This is a genomic window from Acinetobacter nosocomialis (assembly GCF_041021905.1).
Taxonomy (GTDB): Bacteria; Pseudomonadota; Gammaproteobacteria; order Pseudomonadales; family Moraxellaceae; genus Acinetobacter; species Acinetobacter nosocomialis.
Window position 1 is genome coordinate 3,544,087 of sequence record NZ_CP157432.1, and the last position, 21,918, is coordinate 3,566,004.

17 protein-coding genes and 1 pseudogene are annotated in these 21,918 nt (G+C 39.6%); 8 read left to right on the forward strand and 10 right to left on the reverse strand.

What is annotated here, in order from left to right:
- Positions 1-312: 312 nt before the first annotated feature.
- From ABLC00_RS16595 to dxs, 3 genes are all read right to left on the reverse strand, one after another.
- Entirely contained in the window at positions 313-2,166 is a 1,854-nt protein-coding gene (locus ABLC00_RS16595) for a DEAD/DEAH box helicase (RefSeq protein WP_016804170.1), read from the reverse strand.
- 410 nt (positions 2,167-2,576) lie between these two features.
- The gene (locus ABLC00_RS16600) at positions 2,577-3,407 is read right to left on the reverse strand and encodes an inositol monophosphatase family protein (RefSeq protein ID WP_002052337.1); all 831 of its coding nucleotides are present in this window, start codon (positions 3,405-3,407) and stop codon (positions 2,577-2,579) included.
- A gap of 121 nt (positions 3,408-3,528) precedes the next feature.
- On the reverse strand, positions 3,529-5,433 hold the full coding sequence (dxs, locus tag ABLC00_RS16605) for a 1-deoxy-D-xylulose-5-phosphate synthase (RefSeq protein ID WP_033854459.1): 1,905 nt from the start codon (positions 5,431-5,433) through the stop codon (positions 3,529-3,531).
- Positions 5,434-5,736: 303 nt separating this feature from the next.
- Here dxs and ribA point away from each other — a divergent pair, with 303 nt between their 5' ends.
- The 3 genes from ribA to aroE all read left to right on the forward strand — a co-directional run bounded on the left by ribA (position 5,737) and on the right by aroE (position 8,383).
- The gene (gene ribA, locus ABLC00_RS16610) at positions 5,737-6,339 is read left to right on the forward strand and encodes a GTP cyclohydrolase II (RefSeq protein ID WP_001121170.1); all 603 of its coding nucleotides are present in this window, start codon (positions 5,737-5,739) and stop codon (positions 6,337-6,339) included.
- 127 nt (positions 6,340-6,466) lie between these two features.
- Positions 6,467-7,417 carry an oxygen-dependent coproporphyrinogen oxidase gene (hemF, locus tag ABLC00_RS16615; RefSeq protein WP_032066785.1) on the forward strand — a complete coding sequence of 317 codons (951 nt, stop codon included), beginning with the start codon at positions 6,467-6,469 and terminating at the stop codon, positions 7,415-7,417.
- Positions 7,418-7,594: 177 nt separating this feature from the next.
- Complete coding sequence (gene aroE / locus ABLC00_RS16620) at positions 7,595-8,383, forward strand: shikimate dehydrogenase (RefSeq protein ID WP_006582589.1); 789 nt, start codon at positions 7,595-7,597, stop codon at positions 8,381-8,383.
- 47 nt (positions 8,384-8,430) lie between these two features.
- On the opposite strand, the gene ABLC00_RS16625 is transcribed toward aroE, so the two are convergent.
- On the reverse strand, positions 8,431-10,773 hold the full coding sequence (locus ABLC00_RS16625) for a hypothetical protein (protein ID WP_033846996.1): 2,343 nt from the start codon (positions 10,771-10,773) through the stop codon (positions 8,431-8,433).
- A gap of 257 nt (positions 10,774-11,030) precedes the next feature.
- Here ABLC00_RS16625 and ABLC00_RS16630 point away from each other — a divergent pair, with 257 nt between their 5' ends.
- Positions 11,031-12,854 carry an acyl-CoA dehydrogenase C-terminal domain-containing protein gene (locus ABLC00_RS16630; RefSeq protein ID WP_004884612.1) on the forward strand — a complete coding sequence of 608 codons (1,824 nt, stop codon included), beginning with the start codon at positions 11,031-11,033 and terminating at the stop codon, positions 12,852-12,854.
- Between the two features lie 71 nt (positions 12,855-12,925).
- Here the strand turns inward: ABLC00_RS16630 and ABLC00_RS16635 are convergent, their stop codons facing one another.
- Positions 12,926-13,573, reverse strand: a complete 648-nt coding sequence (locus ABLC00_RS16635) for a hypothetical protein (protein WP_025466886.1) — start codon at positions 13,571-13,573, stop codon at positions 12,926-12,928.
- Positions 13,574-13,824: 251 nt separating this feature from the next.
- Between ABLC00_RS16635 and ABLC00_RS16640 the strand changes: the two genes are divergently transcribed.
- A complete protein-coding gene (locus tag ABLC00_RS16640) occupies positions 13,825-14,079 on the forward strand; it encodes a PspC domain-containing protein (RefSeq protein WP_002052345.1) in 255 nt (84 codons plus the stop codon).
- A 69-nt stretch (positions 14,080-14,148) separates the two neighbouring features.
- Here the strand turns inward: ABLC00_RS16640 and ABLC00_RS16645 are convergent, their stop codons facing one another.
- The 4 genes from ABLC00_RS16645 to ABLC00_RS16660 form a co-directional block, all read right to left on the reverse strand.
- Positions 14,149-15,249: an HPP family protein gene (locus ABLC00_RS16645; protein WP_004711771.1), complete on the reverse strand. Its 1,101-nt coding sequence runs from the start codon at positions 15,247-15,249 to the stop codon at positions 14,149-14,151.
- A 132-nt stretch (positions 15,250-15,381) separates the two neighbouring features.
- On the reverse strand, positions 15,382-16,179 hold the full coding sequence (locus ABLC00_RS16650; RefSeq protein ID WP_006582586.1) for a TIGR03915 family putative DNA repair protein: 798 nt from the start codon (positions 16,177-16,179) through the stop codon (positions 15,382-15,384).
- Positions 16,180-16,181: 2 nt separating this feature from the next.
- Positions 16,182-17,444 (reverse strand): putative DNA modification/repair radical SAM protein, encoded by a 1,263-nt coding sequence (locus ABLC00_RS16655; protein WP_033846997.1) that lies wholly within the window; start codon positions 17,442-17,444, stop codon positions 16,182-16,184.
- Positions 17,445-17,553: 109 nt separating this feature from the next.
- Positions 17,554-17,970: a lysozyme inhibitor LprI family protein gene (locus ABLC00_RS16660; protein WP_004711766.1), complete on the reverse strand. Its 417-nt coding sequence runs from the start codon at positions 17,968-17,970 to the stop codon at positions 17,554-17,556.
- Between the two features lie 29 nt (positions 17,971-17,999).
- Between ABLC00_RS16660 and ABLC00_RS16665 the strand changes: the two are divergent.
- The 3 genes and pseudogenes from ABLC00_RS16665 to glyS all read left to right on the forward strand — a co-directional run bounded on the left by ABLC00_RS16665 (position 18,000) and on the right by glyS (position 21,562).
- Positions 18,000-18,426 (forward strand): annotated as a pseudogene (locus tag ABLC00_RS16665) (hypothetical protein).
- 89 nt (positions 18,427-18,515) lie between these two features.
- Complete coding sequence (glyQ, locus tag ABLC00_RS16670; protein WP_000085212.1) at positions 18,516-19,493, forward strand: glycine--tRNA ligase subunit alpha; 978 nt, start codon at positions 18,516-18,518, stop codon at positions 19,491-19,493.
- A complete protein-coding gene (glyS, locus tag ABLC00_RS16675; RefSeq protein ID WP_032066782.1) occupies positions 19,493-21,562 on the forward strand; it encodes a glycine--tRNA ligase subunit beta in 2,070 nt (689 codons plus the stop codon). The genes glyQ and glyS overlap by 1 nt, the downstream gene beginning before the upstream one ends.
- A gap of 51 nt (positions 21,563-21,613) precedes the next feature.
- On the opposite strand, the gene ABLC00_RS16680 is transcribed toward glyS, so the two are convergent.
- Positions 21,614-21,898, reverse strand: a complete 285-nt coding sequence (locus ABLC00_RS16680) for a YciI family protein (protein WP_006582583.1) — start codon at positions 21,896-21,898, stop codon at positions 21,614-21,616.
- Positions 21,899-21,918: the final 20 nt, after the last annotated feature.

Genomic DNA, 21,918 nt, shown 5'->3' on the forward strand with positions numbered 1-21,918 from the left:
ATTCATCAATATGAGCTAGATTTTGAAAAGAAATTTACTGATTGAGAACTTGAAACTGATCTACGAAATGGCCAGTTAATAAAGCATAGGCAAAATAGATTCCATTACACAAAGCGAGTGCAATAAAAAGGTATGGCAAACCATGTTGAAGTAATAATTTACTCAACCATGCCAAAGGAGTCTCTTTTCGCTTACTTTTGCGCATTATTACAATAAATGTTGAACTATTTCACACTTTTTTATTTTATAACAAAACTGAAAAATAAAAAAGGCCAGTATGTTAACTGGCCTTTTTTTTAAATCTTTTTAAGATTAACGGTCGAATTTACGACGACGTTCACCACGAGATTCTTGATTAAAATGTTCTTCACGAACTGCGCGACGTGGACGGTCTTCACCACCAAAACTACGTTTTGGACGGTCACCGAAACCACCTTCACGACGTGGACGATCTTCGCCACCAAAACTACGTTGTGGACGGTCACCAAAACCATTTTCACGACGAGGTTTATAATCTACGCGATTACCACGGTTGTCATCATTTGAATCAAAACGAGGCTTATCGTTAAAACCACCTTCACGACGTGGGCGATCAGAGTTGAACTCACGACGTGGACGGTCTTCACCACCAAAGCTACGTTTTGGACGATCTTCAAAACCACCTTCACGACGTGGACGGTCAGAGTTGAACTCACGACGCGGACGATCTTCACCACCGAAGCTACGCTTTGGACGATCTTCAAAACCACCTTCACGACGTGGACGGTCAGAGTTGAACTCGCGACGCGGACGATCTTCACCACCGAATGGGCGATCACCACGTGGTTTATCATCAAAGCTACGACGCGGACGGTCATCACGACCACCTTCACGGCGTTTGAAGTTACTTTCGCCTTCAAAACGACGACCACCGCCGAAACCGCCACCACGACGACCATCACGACCACCGTTGCCGCCACGACCGCGACCACCGCCATCACGACCTGAACGAGCAGGAGGTGGAGATGGCTCTAAACCTTCAATTTCAGAAACACTTAAACGTGCTTCTAAATATTCTTCAAGTGCACGAATCTTACCGCGCTCACGATAAGTCGCTAAAGTAATTGCCTGACCTGTACGACCCGCACGACCTGTACGACCAATACGGTGTACGTAGTCTTCATGCTTCATCGGTAAGCCGAAGTTAATAACGTGTGAAATTGTTGGAACGTCAAGACCACGTGCAGCAACGTCAGTAGCAACTAAGATTTTCGCACGGCCTTCACGGATACTACGTAAACGACGGTTACGAACTGTTTGCGGCATTGCACCGTGAAGTGCAACAACTGAATGACCTGCTTCAGCAAGCTCTTCAGCCAACATATCAGTGTCTTCTTGAGTGCTTGCAAAAACTACAGCTTGATCTAAGTTTTCATCACTTAACCAATGTGTAAGTAATTTTTTCTTATGCTCAAAACCATCAGTCCAATGCAATGTTTGCGTAATATCTGTATTGGTTGAATGACCTGTTTCAATTGCAATACGCATTGGATCTTTCATCATGCATGCTGCAAGACGAATAATACGATCAGCAAATGTTGCAGAGAACATTAATGTTTGTTTACGGTTAGCCGCTAATTCACTGATTGCCTCTAAGTCTTCAGAGAAACCTAGGTCAAGCATACGGTCCGCTTCATCAACGATTAAAGCATCTACTTGATCTAATTTAATTTGACGACGGTTTACCAAGTCAAGTAAACGACCTGGAGTTGCAACAACAACTTGCGCGCCTTTTAACTGTTGAATTTGTTTAGCAAACGGCATACCACCCATAATGGCAGCAATACGAACACCTTTCATGTGACGTACAAATGCGATTGCATCTTGGCTTACTTGTTGTGCTAATTCACGAGTAGGAGAAATTACCAAAATATTTGGTTGAGTTACAGCTTTCATGCGTTCTTTGAACGGAACGAAAGTTTCTTGACCTGCCAAGTTATTTAATGTCGGCAACAAGAATGCAGCAGTTTTACCAGAACCAGTCTGGCTAGAAACTAAAAGATCTTTACCTTCTAAAGCTGCAGGAATAGATTGTTCTTGCACAGGAGTCGGGGTAGTAAAACCTAAACCTTCAAGCGCTTGTTGTAAGGTTTCATGCAAAGAAAATTCGGCAAAAGTTTTGCTCATAGAGAGTTTCACCCTAATGGGTGCTCCATTTTTAATAAGTACAAAATAGACATCGGCACAAAGCGGCAAAGCAAAATTAGCTGAACCTTATTATTCAGCGGCAATCCGAGTAACGACGATGTGGATTAAACGCACGCTTGATTACGGCCGAACCTGAAGAATCGCTGAGCGATCGGGGCGCAAGAAATGGTCCTCTCTATGGACAGCGTGCGCTTACAATGAATAGAACAGAATGTTCAGGTAATGAACGGAAATTTAAGTGCGTGGGCGGATTATAGCAGAAAGAATTTAAAAGTCATGTGTTTTAATCAACTTTATCGTTATTTCTATTATTATTTCTATTTTACCGATCATTAAAAAATTAAAACCCTCTATAAAAAGAGGGTTTTAACTCACAAAGCGTTTCTCAATTATTTTGCAGCTTTATCCCAAGCAGGAACTACTGTTTGCATTAATGGTTTTAGCATTTTAAGTGAACAAGCAAGCACTTGACCATTTTCAAGTGAATCATTTCCACCACGAGCATCAACCACTACACCGCCTGCTTCTTTAATAATAAGTTCACCAGCAGCGATATCCCATGGTTTTAAACCAAGTTCAAAGAAACCATCGAAACGACCAGCAGCAACATAAGCTAAATCTAGAGCAGCTGAACCACCACGACGGATTTGAGCACCCGCTTGAGTAACAGCTAATAATGAAGCAAAGTGCTGCTCTGCATAAGATACGATTTCACCAGCACGTTTAGCACGATAAGGATGGCCTACTGCCAAGAACGTATTTTCTAAGCTATCTTTTACATTTACACGAATACGGCGTTGGTTCATCACCGCACCACGACCGCGACTTGCAGAGAACAATTCGTCACGTACAGGGTCATAAATTACGCCGTGCTGAGTAACGCCTTTGTGTTGAACTGCAATAGAAATACAGAAATGAGGGAAACCATTAATGAAGTTTTGCGTGCCATCAAGTGGGTCAATTACCCAGCACCAGTCTGCATCGTGGCCTTTGCCTTCTTGCAAACCGAACTCTTCACCTAAGAAGCTATGGTTTTTATAACTTTTACGTAATGTATCAATCGTTAATTGTTCTAAATAACGATCTACACGTGTTACAGGACCATCAATGCCTTTTTCTTCAACTTGCAAATCGAGTTTATGACGATTTTGATGCGCTTTTAAAAGCTCTTGACCAACTGTTTGAGCCGCACGCGCAGCCATCACCACCATAGGTTCCATTGAACACCCACTACAATACAAATTTGAAGATTTTGACAAAGAATAATGCATAAAAGCGCATACATTTTAGCAAATGAATGCGCTTTATGGGAAAAAATGTTTCAAAAATTTTATTAACGGATTAAACGACCTGATTTTGCTTAAGCCAAGCTCTCTCAATTGAGTTCAAAATACCTTTCGCATCTAAACCACAATCTTGCAGCATTTGATTATGTGAAGCCTGATGCAAGAATGAGTCTGGCAAACCTAAGTTAATGATAGGTTTAACAATTTGCTCTTGTGCCATAAACTCATTTACTGCACTACCTGCTCCACCCATAATCGCATGTTCTTCAACTGTCACGAATAAATGAGTATGTTCAGCCAAGTCTCGAATCATTTGCTCATCAAGCGGTTTTACAAAGCGCATATTTACAACACGCACACCAACATCGTGTTTTTGTGCAAGTTGCTCGGCAGCTTCTATAGCAACCATGACACGGCTACCAAATGCTAGAACTGTAATTTGCTCATCACTATTTGGTTTAATTTCTGCAACAATTTCAGCTTTACCTAATTCAAGAACCGACATTTCTTTTTGAATTTCGACACCCACACCTGCACCACGTGGATAACGTACTGCGGCAGGGCCATTATAGGCATAAGCTGTATGAAGCATTTGACGACATTCATTTTCGTCTTTTGGCGCCATAATCACCATATTCGGTACAGTACGCATATAGGCATAGTCATATGCACCTGCGTGTGTTGGGCCATCTTCACCCACTAGACCGGCACGATCAATACCGAAAGTTACATCAAGGTTTTGCAATGCAACATCATGAATAAGTTGATCATAACCACGCTGCAAGAATGTCGAATAAATTGCAACAACAGGTTTTAGCCCTTCACAAGCCATACCAGCTGCAAGTGTTACGGCATGCTGCTCTGCAATTGCGACATCAAAGAAACGCTGTGGGAATTGCTTGGCAAACTTAACCATGCCCGAGCCTTCACACATAGCAGGTGTGATCGCAAGCAACCGCTCATCTTGAGCAGCTTCATCGCATAACCATTCACCAAAAACATCCGAATACTTTGGTGGGGCTTTCCCGCCTGAAGTGGCATTAATTTTACTAATCGCATGGTAAGTAATCGGGTCAGCTTCAGCAGGAGCAAAGCCTTTGCCTTTTTTAGTATAAACGTGAACTAAACGTGGACCTTTACGCTTTTTAAGTGCATTGAACACTTGAACCAACTGATTGACATCGTGCCCATCAAATGGTCCAAAATAATCAAAACCAATTGCTTTAAATAGGTTATCTGCAGCATCGGTTGCCGATTGGTGTAATCGAGAGTTATAGGTCCATTTTGGATGTGGCTGGATATAAGCTTCACCATGTTCATTTACATTGACTAAATGACCTTTTTCCCAAATTGCAGCTAAATGCTTAGCAAAGCCACCAGTACTGCAAGAAATGGACATGTCATTGTCATTGAGTACAACAATCAAGTCAGCATCATGTGCAACCGCATCATTCATAGCCTCAAACGCCATGCCTGCAGTCATTGCACCATCACCTACGATACAAACAACTTCACATGGGTCATTTTGATAACGGCGTGCAAGTGACATACCTAGGCCAGCTGAAATCGCTGTTGATGAATGCCCTACTCCAAAGGTATCAAAAACCGATTCTTCTCTGGCAGGGAAAGCTGCTAATCCATTTTTTGAACGGATAGTTGTAATTTGTTCACGGCGACCAGTCAGGATTTTATGTGGATATGCTTGATGTCCTACATCCCAAACTAACCGGTCATTTGGTGTATTAAAACAATAATGCAGCGCAACCGTCAGCTCAACCACGCCGAGGTTAGCACCGAAATGGCCACCACTCTGGCCTGCTGCATATAAAATATATTGACGCAACTCATCAGCCACTTGAACCAGTTGGCTATGCTCGAGCTGACGTAATTGTTGAGGATGATCAATTGCATCTAACAATGGCGTAACAGGGCGTTGAGTTGGAATTTCGGTATACAACATATGTGGCAAAGCCTTTATAAGCCTGGCAAATCCTAAGCTGGGTCAAAATGGGTCGATCATACAATCGAATGAAGTCACCTTCAATCAGCCACATTTGCGAACGAGATCATGCAAAGCAGTCTCTCATACATTATGGGTATGGTTGGCAGATTATCCTGAATAATCTGACTATTTATCAACTATTATCGTCTTCTTTATACAAAAAAGAAAACCTTAGTGTGCAAAATGATTATGACAATTCGACCAATCTCCCAGCATTACGCTATACTTTAAACCGTTTTCGGTTAAAAGATGAGTTAATCTGTGCCTATAGAGTTCATTGCAACATCAAAACTCCCGACCGCTTTTGGTGAATTCAATATTTCTGTGTTTCAAGATCCAGCAACAGGTGAAGAACATGTGGCACTTTCTAAAGGGTTAGAAAATCCGCCAACAGGCCCTGTTTTGGTTCGTGTACATTCTGAATGCTTAACAGGTGATGCTTTTGCGTCATTAAAATGTGATTGTGGCCCACAATTACAAGCCACTCAAAAACTCATCAATGAAGCAGGACAAGGTGTAATTTTATATTTACGCCAAGAAGGTCGTGGAATTGGTTTAACCAATAAAATTCGTGCCTATGCTTTGCAAGATCAGGGTCACGATACAGTAGATGCCAATTTACTACTGAATTTACCTGCCGATGCACGCCGTTACGATATGTGTAGCATTATGCTCGATCACTTAAAAGTAAAAGAAGTGAAGTTAATTACCAATAATCCTTTGAAAATTCAGGCACTCAAAGATCAGGGTATTAATGTCGTAGATCGTGTACCGTTAACTGTCGGCCGCAATCCTTTTAATGAACAATATTTAAAAACCAAACGTGAAAGAATGGATCACCTTTATCAAAAAGATGATTTTTGATTCCAATTCCAAAATTTAAAAACAATATTTAAGGGATTTTTTCAAGATTTAGAAAAAATCCCTTACTTTTTTTATGGTTTTATGTTTTGATGTATTTAATTTATATCAATCATCTTTGAGGGTCATTATGCAACATCCGACTTCCACAGATATTCAACGTGTCCGCGAATTTCTCCTCGATTTACAAGCCCGTATTTGTGCTGGTTTAGAACAACAAGAAAAAGCTGGCGGTGGTACGGCAGAATTTATTATTGATGATTGGGAACGCCCTGAAGGCGGCGGCGGTCGTTCACGTGTGCTGCAAAATGGTACAGTGATCGAAAAAGGTGGTGTGATGTTTTCTCACATCAACATTAGTAAACTTCCTGCGTCTGCTACAGAACGTCACCCTCAAATTGCAGGCGCCAAAGCTCAAGCACTGGGTGTTTCTTTAGTGATTCACCCTAAAAACCCAAATATTCCAACTTCTCATGCCAATGTACGTTTATTCGTTGCAGAACGTGAAGGACAAGATCCGATTTGGTGGTTTGGCGGTGGTTTTGACTTAACGCCTTTTTATCCAGATGAGCAAGATGTTATCGATTGGCATCAAGCCGCTTATGACCTATGTAAACCTTTTGGTGACAATGTTTATGCTGAACATAAGCAATGGTGTGATGATTACTTTTATTTAAAGCATCGTGATGAACAGCGTGGTGTGGGTGGCTTATTTTTTGATGATTTAAATTGCTGGGATTTTGAAACTTGCTTTAAATATATTCAAGCTGTAGGCAATGGTTATTTAAATGCCATTTTGCCAATTTTCGAAAAACATCGTGAACAGCCTTATACCGAAGCTCAACGTGAGTTCCAAATTTACCGTCGCGGTAGATATGTCGAATACAACTTAGTATATGACCGTGGAACATTGTTTGGCTTACAAACAGGTGGACGCATCGAATCTATTTTAGTCAGCCTCCCTAACCTTGCAGGTTGGTCGTATCGCCCTGAATGGGATGAAGACTCACCAGAAAAACGTTTAACTGACTACTACTTAAAACCTCGTGATTGGTTAGGCTTAAAAGAAAAAGTCGCTTAATTTTTTGTTTTGGAGATTCTTTGGCTTCCACCCTAAAGGATCTCCTTTTTTGATTTCAACTTTTCTTACACCCTCCAAATATTTTTTCTTGTGCCAATTTGACTTATAGTGAGGCCTGCTGAATATTCAGTATAGGCTTTATCTGCTTCATGCCATTTTAAAATTTTGGATACAAGAATGACCAAACAGTTTGCAGTAATTGGCAACCCGATCGAACAATCACGCTCTCCTGAATTGCATCATGCTTTCGCTCAAAAAACAGGTGTTGATCTAAACTATCAAAAACGTCTCGCTCCTCTAGATGGTTTTGAGTCAAGCATGCGCAGTTTCTTTGCAGAAGGCGGCAGTGGCATGAATGTTACTATTCCCTTTAAAGAGCAAGCTTTTGCTTTATGTGATGTTTTAACCGAGCGTGCCCAAATTGCTAAAGCTGTAAATACCTTGTGGATGGAAAATGGCAAATTGCATGGTGACAATACAGATGGCCAAGGCTTAGTCGCTGCAATACAAGCTTTAGATTGGAACTTAGAAAATACAACTATTTTAATTTTAGGAGCTGGTGGTGCAACTCGTGGTGTCATTTACCCTCTGGTACAGGCTGGCGCTAAAAAGATCGTCATTGCCAACCGAACCCTCGCTCGTGCAGAACAACTTGTAGATGACTTAAAAACAGCAGTTCCACAAGCCCAATTACAAGCAATTTCTCTAAATGATTTAGACGGCGATTTTGATATTGTAATTAATGCAACTTCTGCAAGTCTTTCAGGTGATGCTTTACAACTTCCTGAAAAATTACAGTTCAAATATGCGTATGAAATGGCTTATGGCAAACCTTCTAGTTTCCTTGATCAGGCGAAACAGCGTAATGTGCCTTATGCAGAAGGTTTTGGTATGTTAGTAGGCCAAGCCATCGAAGCTTTTTATATCTGGAATAGTGTAAAACCAGACCTAAAAGATTTCTTATAAACAAAAAAAGAACCTACTTAAAGTAGGTTCTTTTTTTATCTCATTTACTATTTTTTAGCAGCGACCATTTGCTTATAAACATCTCGGAAAATTTCATAATCAATAAATTCATTATGTTCAGGTTTTAACTTCTGAATTGTTTTTTCCGTAAGCTGTTGTTTACGCGCGGCCACATAAACGTTTCCTAAAATATCAGCCGTTTCTGATAACAAATGGTTTTCTTCAGCAGAAACACCATTTTGTTTTTCAAATTCTAACTGATACTGCTTTGAGAACAGTTGGGCTGGCTGTTTATATTGCTTTTGTAGTTTCTGCCAAGCTTCACGCCCTGCTTTACCTTGCATAGTCTCTATTACAATATGATCTACAGCACGCCCTAACTCATGGTCAAACTGTTCATCCTGTTCAAGATGATGCTTTTTCTGTAAAGCAGTAATACGCTCTAAAGCTTTTCCTTGAGGGTTATAGGTATCTTCTTCCGAGAACCAGTAAGCATAAACCTCTGCAATTTCTTGTAACTGTTGAACAGAGTAATATTTGATATATGACGGTTTTTCAGCTGTTAATTTGGCAATAAATACTGCTTTATAAGTTTTGTCATAAGCATGCGTTGCATCATAGGTTTTATCAGCCAGTACAGCCAGATTTGCATCTAAATCTTGTACATCACTATGTGTGCCTACCGGATGCTCTAAAACATCACCTTGTCCAAGCTTTTCTCCAAAACCTTTAATAAAGTTTTCGAGCATAGAACCTTTACTTGCTTCAGCTACAGACTTGGCCTGTTTAAGCTGCTTTTGATCAATTGAGGTTGCTTTACCGTAATTTAAAATTTGCATGTCCGCTTTAATATTAAAGCTATGTTTAAACTCGGCTGGCGTATAAGCAACATCATAGGTCATGTTCACTGCACGACCTTTATCATCTAAAGCCACATCAATCGTGATTGGATTTCTTTGCTTAGGTAAAGCTTGCTCAATCTCGGCCTTGTGTTTTAGCCATAAAGCTTTGAATGCTTCATCATTGATAAACTGGTTTTGGTTATAAGCTTCAAAAGTTTGTTTTAAAGTGTCTCGGCGAGACTTGGTTTGAACTTTTTCAGCACTTGCCGCACTCTGATCTAGCACATCAATGTCATAAACTTGGCAATAATTAATATCACCTAAAGCAACCGGTTTTTTCAGTGACTTTAATTCAATACATTGATCTTCGGTAAGCGTTACAGCGTCTTCACCTTGTGCATCCTGTACACCACCTGCAGCTGCTTCTTCACTGACATCTTGATCTTCAGAAACTGATGCATCTGCTGCTGCCGGAGCTTGTGCTGCCGTAGTTAAATTGTCTTCACCTGCATCATTTGATGAAAGGCCACCATCAAAGTGTGCATTGATTAAACTATATAGTTCCTGACTTACAGCAGCGGCATCATCAGAAGAAACCTTTTGTTCTTCTTTATTAACAGCGCCTTTTTTCGCTTCAGAAGCAGCAAGCTCTTTTGCTACTTTTTCAGCCATTTTTTGGTTATCAAAACCTAATACACTTTTTTGAAGATATTTATCATTGACCTGACCATACAGCTCAACTTCTAAAAGCAACTCTTCAATGGTTGTTTTCAAACGAATTTTGTCAACTGCCCCAGCCTTACGATCAGTCTCTGTCAAAGATACACGTTGTAAGTTTTGCGGGTCAGCCAAACGATAAGAAACCGCGCTAGAAGCTTTAAGATATTCAATAAACTTCTTCGTATCGACATTTTTAAAGAAGTCTTTATATTTTGAAAAATCAATATAAGCCAAATTATTTTGATTTTCTTTATTGACTAAATACGGCATTAAACCGAAGTAATTTACGTAAAACTTATAATTTTCCAGATCAAGCACCATTGGCAATTTTGCCTGAACCAATAGCGTTGGTTTTTCATATCTAGCAGTAAGGTTAAATGAACCCATTTTTTGACGGTAATGAATTGAGCCGTCATAGCTAAACTGAAGATCATTCAATAAATTAATTAATACGGCATTTACTTTTTCAGAACGTGCTGAGGGCCCCAAATCACCTTGTTCATTTGCAATAGCTGCATATAAGGTCTGTTTCTGAGCTTTACTTAAACCAACTTTTTGCTCACGTAAATATTGATCAACTTTCTTTTGTAATTCGGCATCAAGTTTTGGACTATTTTCAGCTTTTCCATTTTGCTTTATTTGTGATGGATCAACCGTGATTTTAAAATTTCCGCGATAGTCATAACTTGGATATTCATACATCGCATTAACGCTTTGAATGGCCTTTTGCTCTAAATTCGCAGATGCCACTTGTGGACGCACGCCGTGTTGTGCACATGCAGTCAAGCCCAAACTAAATAAACATAAACTGAGATATTTTAAATGCATAACCTTTTTTAAAACCTTATCGCTTTATCTTTTTAACAAAACTTGCTAAAAATAAAAAAATTAGTTGTTTTTTCACATAAAAGTATAAGACCTGACTTTATCAGAAAATATAATTTCCAGTGTATTTATTTTCGACAAAATTCGCTTTTCTGACATTCTTTTCGGGTGTGATTAACATTGTATTTTTATCATGCGAGTGAATAATCAAATCATCGATTCAGATAATCCCACAATGTCTTACAATTAGGATTAAAGCCATGCCAGCATATAAAGCTCCCCTACACGATATCCGCTTCTTAATGAATGAAGTATTAGATTATCCTGCTCACTATAAAACTTTATCAAATGGTGAAAGTGCAGATCCAGATACTGTAGATATGATTCTTGAAGGTGCGGCAGATTATTGTGAAAACGTACTTTCTCCCCTTAACCAATCTGGCGATGAAGAAGGTTGCCATTTTGACAATGGCGAAGTGAAAACACCAAAAGGTTTTAAAGAAGCTTATGACCAGTTTGTAATGGGTGGCTGGCAAGGACTTTCTTATCCTGAAGAATTTGGTGGCCAAGGCCTTCCAATGTCTTTAAACCTGATTAAATCAGAGATGATGGGTACAGCGAACTGGTCATTTACCATGTATCCGGGTTTAAGCTCAGGTTGTATGAATACGATTTTGCAATTCGGTACAGATGAGCAAAAACAAACCTATATGCCTAAACTTGTTGAAGGTACATGGAGCGGCACAATGTGCTTAACCGAACCTCAATGTGGTACAGACTTAGGTCAGGTAAAAACTAAAGCTGAGCCTCAAGCTGATGGTACTTATAAAATTTCTGGTACAAAAATCTTCATTTCTGCTGGTGAACACGATTTAACTGAGAACATTATTCACATCGTGCTTGCACGTCTTCCAGATGCACCAGCAGGTACACGCGGTATTTCTTTATTTATCGTTCCTAAGTTTATTCCAACCGCTGATGGTGGCGTAGGTGAACGTAACACTGTTAGCTGTGGTTCAATCGAACACAAAATGGGTATTCGTGCTTCTGCAACGGCTGTATTGAACTTTGACAACGCTACAGGCTACCTCATTGGTGAAGTAAACAAAGGCTTACATGCGATGTTTACTTTTATGAACACTGCGCGTATTGGTACTGCGGTTCAAGGTATTGCACATGCTGAGTTATCTTTCCAAGGTGCTCTACCTTATGCCAAAGAACGTATGTCTATGCGTGCCCTTTCTGGTAAAAAAGATCCAGATAAAGTGGCTGATGCGATTATTCACCATGCTGATGTACGTCGTATGTTATTAACTCAAAAAGCGATCGCTGAAGGCGGTCGTTCAATGATCTACTACGCAGCACAGCTTGCTGACAAAATGACAGACGCTTTGACGCGCGGTGACCAAGCTGCATTTGAAGATTATGATGACAAACTTGGTTTCTATACACCAATTTTAAAAGGTTTCTTGACTGAGCTTGGCCTAGAAGCTGCTAACCACGGTATGCAAGTGTATGGTGGTCATGGCTACATCAAAGAATGGGGTATGGAGCAAATCGTACGTGATGCTCGTATTTCTACTTTATACGAAGGAACAACTGGTGTTCAGGCACTCGACTTGATTGGTCGTAAAGTGTTGTTAAGCTCAAAAGGTAAAGTAGTGCGTGAATACACTGCTGAAATCTTAAAATTCTGTGCAACACATGCACGTAATAAATACTTACGTCGTTTCGCTTGGGATTTAACAAAGCTTTGTGCTCAATGGAACACTTTAACTGTTCGTATCATGCTTGCTGCACGTAAAGACCGTGACATCGTATCTTCTGCTTCTGTAGATTTCTTGATGTTCTCAGGCTATGTCATGATGGCTTATTTCTGGGCTCAACAAGCCGTAGTTGCTTCTGAAAAATTAGAAGCAGGTGACGGTAAAGAAACTCCTGAATTCTATAAAGCAAAAATTAAAGTTGCTGATTTCTACTTCGACCGTTTATTACCACGTGCACAAGGTCATGCAGAATCAATGGTAACGACTTCTCGTACACTTACTTCATTACCAGTTGAACACTTTAGCTTCGACTACTAATAATAAGTAAGTAGTAAAATAAAAAAGAGCGCAATTAATATTGCGCTCTTTTTTATTGAATTAAAATAACTTTATTCTTTATTAAGTACATAAGCTTTTGTAGGAACAAAATAGTTTTGTTCTAAAAACTCACGATTTTTACCATAATCGCTATAGAACAGTTTTTCTAAATTTACGATTAATTTCTGTTTCGAAATAATATTGAAGTAGAAGTTAACATCTGATGTTGGACACTGAATCTTTAACTCATGAGCAGCAGAATCAACTTTCCAATTTAATGAAGGACATAATCGATTGATGACTGCACTTTTTGCACCATCTTTATTACTGATTCGCCCAAAATGAACAACGTTCCAATACGCAGTGCCATCAGGTAATAAGTTTAAAATATATTCCGCTTCACCTGTTTCACAATCGGCAAAATTATCTTCACATGAAATACGGGTATGATAGCGACCTGCATATTGTTGATCTGATTCAGATATTTTAGATGTCTGATCTGGTGCACCATCGGGTAAAAAAGTTCGCCCTGCTGCATCATCCAACGTTTTAACTGCAGTCGTACTTTTAACTAGACTATTATCATGTTTAGAGGTCGTTGCTAACGCTGAGTGATCCTTAGAATCGGCATGATTTGCATCACAGGCACTCAGCGCCATACATAAGATGGTTGCCAAACCTAAATGTTTAATTAAAAGACCAGACCACTTCAAAGACATATACATCATTCACATACAACAGCAATGTGACTGTTCAAATTATGATTTAAGAACACTACCATTACTGCTACAAACACTTTTAGCCCCGAAAGGGTGCATTTTAGTAGATGTTGCTTTCATTCATTTAAATCATTTACATATTTTAACTATTTTTAATTTTATCGGACTTTAATTAGTTAATTTTGTCGCCATATTTCTATTAACCAAGGGAAATAACAAACCTTGTCATTTATATATTTGAGGAGAACTACATGACCAATTCTGGTTTATATCGCTCGAACCGACAAAGCATGATCGCCGGTGTAATGGGCGGTATTGCTGAACGTTTTGGTTGGAACGCAAATTTATTACGCATTATTTTCGTATTGGTCTCGGTAATGAGTGCGGCTTTCCCAGGAATTTTAGTCTACTTGGTATTATGGTTAGTTATTCCGAAAAGACAGCCTGAACAAGTACAAGGTTATCAACAACCTGTTCGTACTGTACGAGAAGAACAAATACATTAAATCACTTAGTTTATTTTGGTCGCTACGGTTGCATCCCCTAATCAACCGTAGCTTTTTTTATGCTTAAAATTATAGTTTTCGATTTAACTGCTGTTGTAATGCCGCGATCATATCTGCACGGCTAATGATTCCTATCAGTTTTCGCTCTTCAACAACAGGAATATAGTTAAATGACTTCTCAACAAAGTAAGGTACAAGATCTTGAATAGGCTGAGTTGGTAGTACAGTAACAACTCGACGACTCATAATTTGCTTTACATAATGTTGCCATGAGTTTCTTGGATCGGCTGCCCCTTTAAACCACTCCACAACTTCATATAGCGCTAAAGTTCCTACTAAATGGTTTTCTGCATTGACCACAGGTAAGCTCATCAAGTTCACTTGTTTAAATTTATCTAATGCCTGATGAATATCATCATCTTCATGTAGTTTAATCACATCACGGCTCATAATATCCTGACAGGCATATTGGTTCACCATGCGTTCATTGGCATGTTCTTGCGCTTCTAAAATGATTTTTTCTAAATCGTACTGACTAATATCTAATAGTTCAGTGTGATGCTCTAATGCATATTCAATATCTTTTGGCTGAATTGAGACTTTTTGAGTTGGCGTTGGATCTTTACTGCGTTCATTTAAGTGTGCAGTAACCGGATAATGCCGCCCAATCAGTCGATTAAAAAAGATGGCGAAACCGAGTAGAAGTAATGAATTGAGTAGAACTGGATAGAAAACAAAATAGAAACCTAATTTGTGAATAGCCGCACCACCCAACACAGCCGTAATCGCAACTGCACCACTTGGTGGGTGCAAAGAGTCAGTGGTCATCATTAAAAATATAGCAAGCCCTACAGCCACACTAAAAGCCGTAGTTAAATCCGGAATGTACTGTGCACAGGCTACGCCAATAATGGCGGCTAAGGTATTACCAACAATAACATTCCAAGGCTGAGCCAGCGGACTGGTCGACACAGCAAATAAGAGAACTGAGGAAGCTCCCATAGGTGCAATGTACCATGCATTAATCCCATCTAAAACATACCAGCTAATTAAGGAAGAAATTGCTAAACCGCATAGCGCTCCAACGCCACAAAGCAACCGTTCTTTTAGTGGTAAAACCTTAAAATTCGGTTTTAAAATCTGTAACCATTCTGGCTGTATAACACTCACAGTACACCTTAGGGGATATGCCGTTATTTATAACGGGCAAAAGTATACGCCCAAAGCCACATAAAGTGCATTTAAATTATATCTTTAAATTATCAGAAAACCTGTTGAATATATTCTTACTATTTGAAAATTTTAATATTCCATCAATTTTTCATTTAAATAACGCCAGTAACGTTTCGGCAAATATTGCACATGGAGCTTTATATTCTGGCGTTCTGTAATATTTACGCTCTTAAAATAATCTTTCCAAAGCTGATCATACAAAACTTCTTGCTCATCTAACTCAAGCTGAAAGCTTTGACTCATTCCATTTTTTAAATTACGGTCAACGTCCGAGGCTTCGAGCGAAACTTCCTGTATTTCCCGTAAATCATAATAAATTCCAAACTTACGTTGCTCATCATAAATCAACCAACGCTGATCTTGATAACGCCGTTTAAAATGCGGCTGAATGAGTGGTAAAACATTAAAATCAGGACGAACCAGACTTAAAAAAAGCTCATCTTTAGTTTTCTTAAAACGAATAAAAGCCTCCATTCGATGCTTCTCTCGCCCGACCTTTTTCGTCCACTGTGCAATTGCCAGAACACTAGGATTTGAATAATCTTTTTCTATGGAAACATGGCTAGTAAACACATAAATACAGTAATTAAATAAATGCTGATAGGCATCTAAAGATTCGGATAAATAAGCAAAATAAAATTGTTTTAACGAAGAAGATGAAAGCTTTTTTTGTAGCGCAGCCCATACACGTTCAGCATGTTGCTCATTATTTGCAACCTCAATTTTATCGGCAAATAAACCATGTTGAGCTGCATCATTCAAACAGAGTCTGACTTGTAATTCTTTAAATTGAAATGCACGAAACACACAGCTTAGCAGCCCAACCATTGAACCATCAAAATAATAAGTAACCTCCTCATTAAACATGGCTAAAACCCAAGGCTTAATTGTGGCGAGAGTTGCTGCACATATTTCGAAGATCCCTGCGTTAAAATCTGCTGCCGAATAAAACTTGAAGACAATTCTTTTTGGAATTTTGGACTGTCTTCACAGCGAATAAAGAATTTTGCACGCTGATAGGCCACTCCGAGTTTTTTAAGTAAATCGGTATGGATTTTGCCAAACCGGCGTGCTTGCACAATTTTCTTGGCCGATTTCACCCCAATACCCGGTACACGTAAAATCATTTGATAATCTGCACGATTTAAATCTACTGGAAACTGCTCGGGATGCCTTAACGCCCAGCTTAATTTTGGGTCTACATCCAGATCCAAATTTGGGTGTTTTTCATTAACAATTTCATTGACTTCAAAACCGTAAAAACGCATCAACCAATCACTTTGATAGAGTCGATTTTCACGAAGCAACGGCGGTGCAGAACCAACAGCAGGCAAGCAATTATTTTCGGTATTAATTGGGATATAACCCGAATAATAGACGCGTTTGAGTTTAAATTCTTTATAGTGCTTGTCTGCCATGAACAAGACATCTTGATCTGACTCTTGATGCGCTCCTACCACCATTTGGGTGGTCTGCCCTGCTGGTACATATTTCGGCACATGCTTAATAACTTGTCGTTCATCTTTCAGTTGAATGAGTCTGTCACGAACCAAACCTAAATCTTTTTGTACTTCCTCATGTGATTTTTCTGGCGCAAAAGTTTTTAGCCCCATCTCTGTCGGCATTTCTAAATTAATACTCATCCGGTCAGCATATAAACCTGCTTCATGAATCAGTTCAGGCGATGCGCCCGGAATCGTTTTTAAGTGAATATAACCATTAAAGTTTTCTTCAAGACGCAACTTTTTAACCACTTGGAGCATGCGCTCCATCGTGTGATCGGCCGATTTAAAAATGCCGGAGCTTAAAAATAACCCTTCAATATAATTACGACGGTAAAAATTAATGGTTAAATCGACGACCTCTTGTACCGTAAATGCGGCACGTTGAACGTCATTAGAACGACGTGAAACACAATAGGCGCAGTCAAAAATACATACATTACTAAACAGAATTTTTAAGAGAGACACACAACGACCATCTTCAGTATAGCTATGGCAAATACCCGAATGACTGGCATCCCCCAAACCTTTATTTTTGTTTTTACGATCACTGCCACTTGATGAACAAGACACATCATATTTAGCAGCATCAGCAAGAATCTGTAGTTTTTCCCGAATGCGATCAGACATATCAAACGACTCATTTATGGCATCGTTTAGAAAATATCATGTCGCATTCTTAAATTTAATCTAGGGAAGTACGCTCAGCGTCATGAGGTGACGTTTAAAATAATCTGTCTTAATTAACGTATTCTTCAAGCTGCTTTACACGCTTTTCATACTCTTGCATTGGGCAATATGAATACATCGGTGAGCCGATATATGAACCTGCATTATTACATTCCTGATCTACATAGGCTTTCCAGAGTCGCTGAGATTTTAAAATATCTTGGTAACGTTCTGGCTGTTTGTATTCTTCGCTTTGTGCACGAATTTGATCAATCAGAGCAACAATTTTTTCTTCATAAGTCTTTTTAGCTTGTTCAGAACAGCTATACACGACCATATTATTAATGCTTTCAAGCTTCATTTCTTTAATGGTCTGGTCTACACATTGATTGTATTCATCTTGCTCATCAGTTTCAGTTTGCGCGTAAAGCCACGGGCTACAGAAAAGGCTGGATAAAACAATAAGTTTGCAGCAAAATTTCAACATAACTTCTTCTCAGTTCTATAATTTTTAATATGCTTCAATATAACAAAAAAACGATTATTCATGCACTTGCGCTTGCACCCCTACCATTGCTGAGTTTATCTGCCTTAGGGGTCATGACATTAAATGCTGAGTTTAACCTTTATTCGATTGGAGTTATTTTACTAGCCCATTTCTTATTTTATTTACTTTTTTATGGCCTTCTAATTATTCCTTTCGCATATATCATTTCCTATTTTCTGGCCCGTAAAAGTCGTTTAAATCTGATGAGTATTTTCATCAGCGGAACTGCGATCTGGATTTTGATTAGCCCTATTGCACGTTTGTTTTTTTGTCGGGTCATTCCCGTCTCCTTGGTGGAATATTTATAAGATTTACAGTTTTTATCTCATGATTTTATTTACCGGCTTTTGCTACTGGTTAAGCTTGAAATGGCTAAGCCGAAAACAAATAGGCTAATCACGTATTCATTTGATTAAGCCTTTGCCACTCCCCTACAAAATCCTTATACTTAGGGGCAATTTTTCTCATAAATTCGTGGATGCTACATGAGTCGCGCCATCTCGCACATTGATACATTTCAGGGCTTAATTCTTGCCCTACAAAACTATTGGGCCGAACAAGGCTGCGTCGTACTACAACCTTACGACATGGAAATGGGCGCTGGAACATTCCACACCGCAACATTCTTACGTGCTTTAGGGCCAGAGACTTGGAACGCGGCATACGTTCAACCTTCACGTCGTCCAAAAGATGGCCGCTACGGTGAAAACCCGAACCGTTTGCAACACTACTATCAGTTCCAAGTGGTACTTAAGCCAAACCCAGACAACATCCAGCAGCTTTATCTTGATTCTTTAAAAGCAATCGGGATTGATACGCTTACTCACGATATCCGTTTCGTAGAAGACAACTGGGAATCTCCAACTCTTGGGGCTTGGGGCTTAGGTTGGGAAGTTTGGCTTAACGGTATGGAAGTAACTCAGTTCACTTACTTCCAACAAGTTGGTGGTGTTGAATGTTACCCAGTAACAGGCGAAATCACTTACGGTTTAGAACGTCTTGCGATGTACCTACAGGGTGTTGATTCGGTATATGACCTTGTTTGGACCAAAGGCCAATTCGGCACGGTAACTTACGGCGACGTATTCCATCAAAATGAAGTTGAGCAATCGACTTATAACTTTGAATACGCTCCAGTTGATAAACTATTTGAACTGTTTGATTTCTACGAGTCAGAAGCTAACCGTTTAATGGAAGCTAAACTTCCACTACCAGCTTATGAGCAAGTCGTTAAAGCGTCTCATACCTTTAACTTGCTTGATGCACGTGGTGCAATTTCTGTGACTGAGCGTCAGCGTTACATTTTACGTGTACGTACTTTGGCGCGCGCAATTGCACAAAGTTATGTACAAGCGCGTGCAGAACTTGGCTTCCCAATGGCAGAACCGCATTTACGTGATGAAGTATTGGCACAGCTAAAAGCACAAGCTGAAAGTGAAGCAGCAAAGGCGGAGAAAAACTAATGAGCAAACATACTGTTTTATTCGAACTTGGCTGTGAAGAGCTTCCACCAAAAAGCTTAAAAACATTACGTGATGCATTACAGGCAGAAACGGTAAAAGGCTTAAATGATGCAGGCTTAAACTTCGCATCTATTGAAGCTTATGCAGCTCCACGTCGTTTAGCGCTTAAAATTGTTGATATCGATGCTGCGCAAGCGGATACACAAAAACGTTTTGACGGCCCTGCTGTTCAAGCAGCTTACGATGCAGAAGGCAAACCGACTAAAGCACTTGAAGGCTTTATGCGTGGTCAAGGCATTACTGCTGATCAGCTTTCTACTTTCCAAGCAGGTAAAGTTGAAAAAGTTTGCTATTTAAAAGATGTGAAAGGTCAAAGCCTTGACGCTTTACTTCCACAGATTTTACAAACTGCATTAGACAATTTACCAATTGCTAAGCGCATGCGTTCTGCTGCAAGCCGTACCGAATTTGTACGTCCAGTGAAATGGGTTCTCTTACTTAAAGATGACCAAATTGTTGACGCGACTATTCAAGATCACAAAGCTGGCAATGTGACTTATGGTCACCGTTTCCATGCACCTGAAGCAGTGACTTTAGCGCATGCAAATGACTATTTAGCTGCTTTAGAAAAAGCTTACGTTGTTGCGAACTTTGAAAAACGTCAAGCAACCATTCAAGAACAAGTGAAAAAGTTAGCTGATGAAGTTAACGCGACTGCAATTGTTCCAGCTGACTTACTTGATGAAGTAACAAGTCTGGTTGAATGGCCTGTAGCTTTACGTGCAACTTTTGAAGAGCGCTATTTAGCTGTTCCTCAAGAAGCTCTTATTACGACAATGCAAGACAACCAGAAATATTTCTGTTTGATCAATGCAGAAGGTAAATTACAACCTTACTTCATTACTGTTTCAAACATTGAGTCTAAAGACCCGACTCAAATTATTGAAGGTAATGAAAAAGTTGTTCGTCCTCGTCTGTCTGATGCTGAATTCTTCTTTTTACAAGACCAAAAGCAACCGCTTGCATCTCGTAAAGAAAAATTAGCAAACATGGTATTCCAAGCTCAGCTTGGTACGCTTTGGGACAAATCAACACGTATTGCAAAACTTGCAGTTGCATTATCTTCAATCACTGGTGCAAACCCAGCAGATGCTGAAAAAGCTGCATTACTTGCTAAATGCGACTTAACCTCTGAACTTGTTGGTGAATTCCCAGAACTTCAAGGTATTGCGGGTACTTACTACGCACGTATTGAAGGTGAAAACACTGAAGTTTCTGAAGCTTTAGGTGAGCAATATTTACCAAAATTTGCGGGTGATGTTTTACCAAAAACCAAAACAGGTACAACCATTGCCATTGCCGACCGTTTAGATACGCTGGTTGGTATTTTCGGTATTGGACAAGCGCCAACAGGCTCTAAAGACCCGTTTGCTCTTCGTCGTTCAGCAATTGGTATCTTACGTTTAATCATTGAAAATGAATTAGATGTAACGATTGAAGAGCTAGTGAATCTTGCGCTTCAAGGCTATGGCGATATCGTTAAAGACCACGACAAGACTCGTGCTGATGCTGTTGCATTCTTGGAAGGTCGTTACCGTGCCAAGTACGAAGACCAAGGCGTTGCTGTTGATGTACTTCAAGCCGTTCAAGCACTTGCACCAAAATCTCCACTTGATTTTGACAAGCGCGTAAATGCTGTTAACCACTTCCGCACATTACCTGAAGCTGCTGCACTTGCTGCTGCAAATAAACGTGTTGCTAATATTCTTGCAAAAGAAGCTGCACCAGAAGGTTCTGTAGTTGAAGCAAGCTTGGTTGAAGACGCTGAAAAAGCATTATTTGCTGAGCTTCAAGCAGTAACTCCTGTGGTTGAACCATTACTTGCAGCAAAAGACTACACTGCTGCCCTATCTAAGCTTGCAGCACTTCGCGCGCCGATTGATGCATTCTTTGATAGCGTAATGGTAATGGCAGATGATGCTGAACTGAAAGCAAACCGTTTACGTTTATTGGCTCAGTTGCGTAACTTGTTTACTGCTGTGGCTGATGTGAGTGTATTGCAGGGTTAATTAGTTCTTTTTAAATAAAGGGATCTTTTATAGATCCCTTTATTTTTTGAGTTAAATAAACTCTTTAATTTCTTCTAAACTTTTTGACGGCTCAAACCACATAAAATCATAATTGGCCACATCATGAATATAAAATGGATCATTTTTCATGATTTCCTCGGCTTCTTGAATAGAAGAGCTGAGAACCAAAATTACCCCACCTACTCTATTTTCGCGGCGACCTGATGCCAGAAATTTCTTTTGCTCATAGTAATGATCTAAAAATGCGATATGTTCTTTTAGCACTGCATCAACTTCGGCTAACGGTTTTTTATAAGTTAAAGTAACAACAATCATCTCATTCTCTTAAAGCAAGT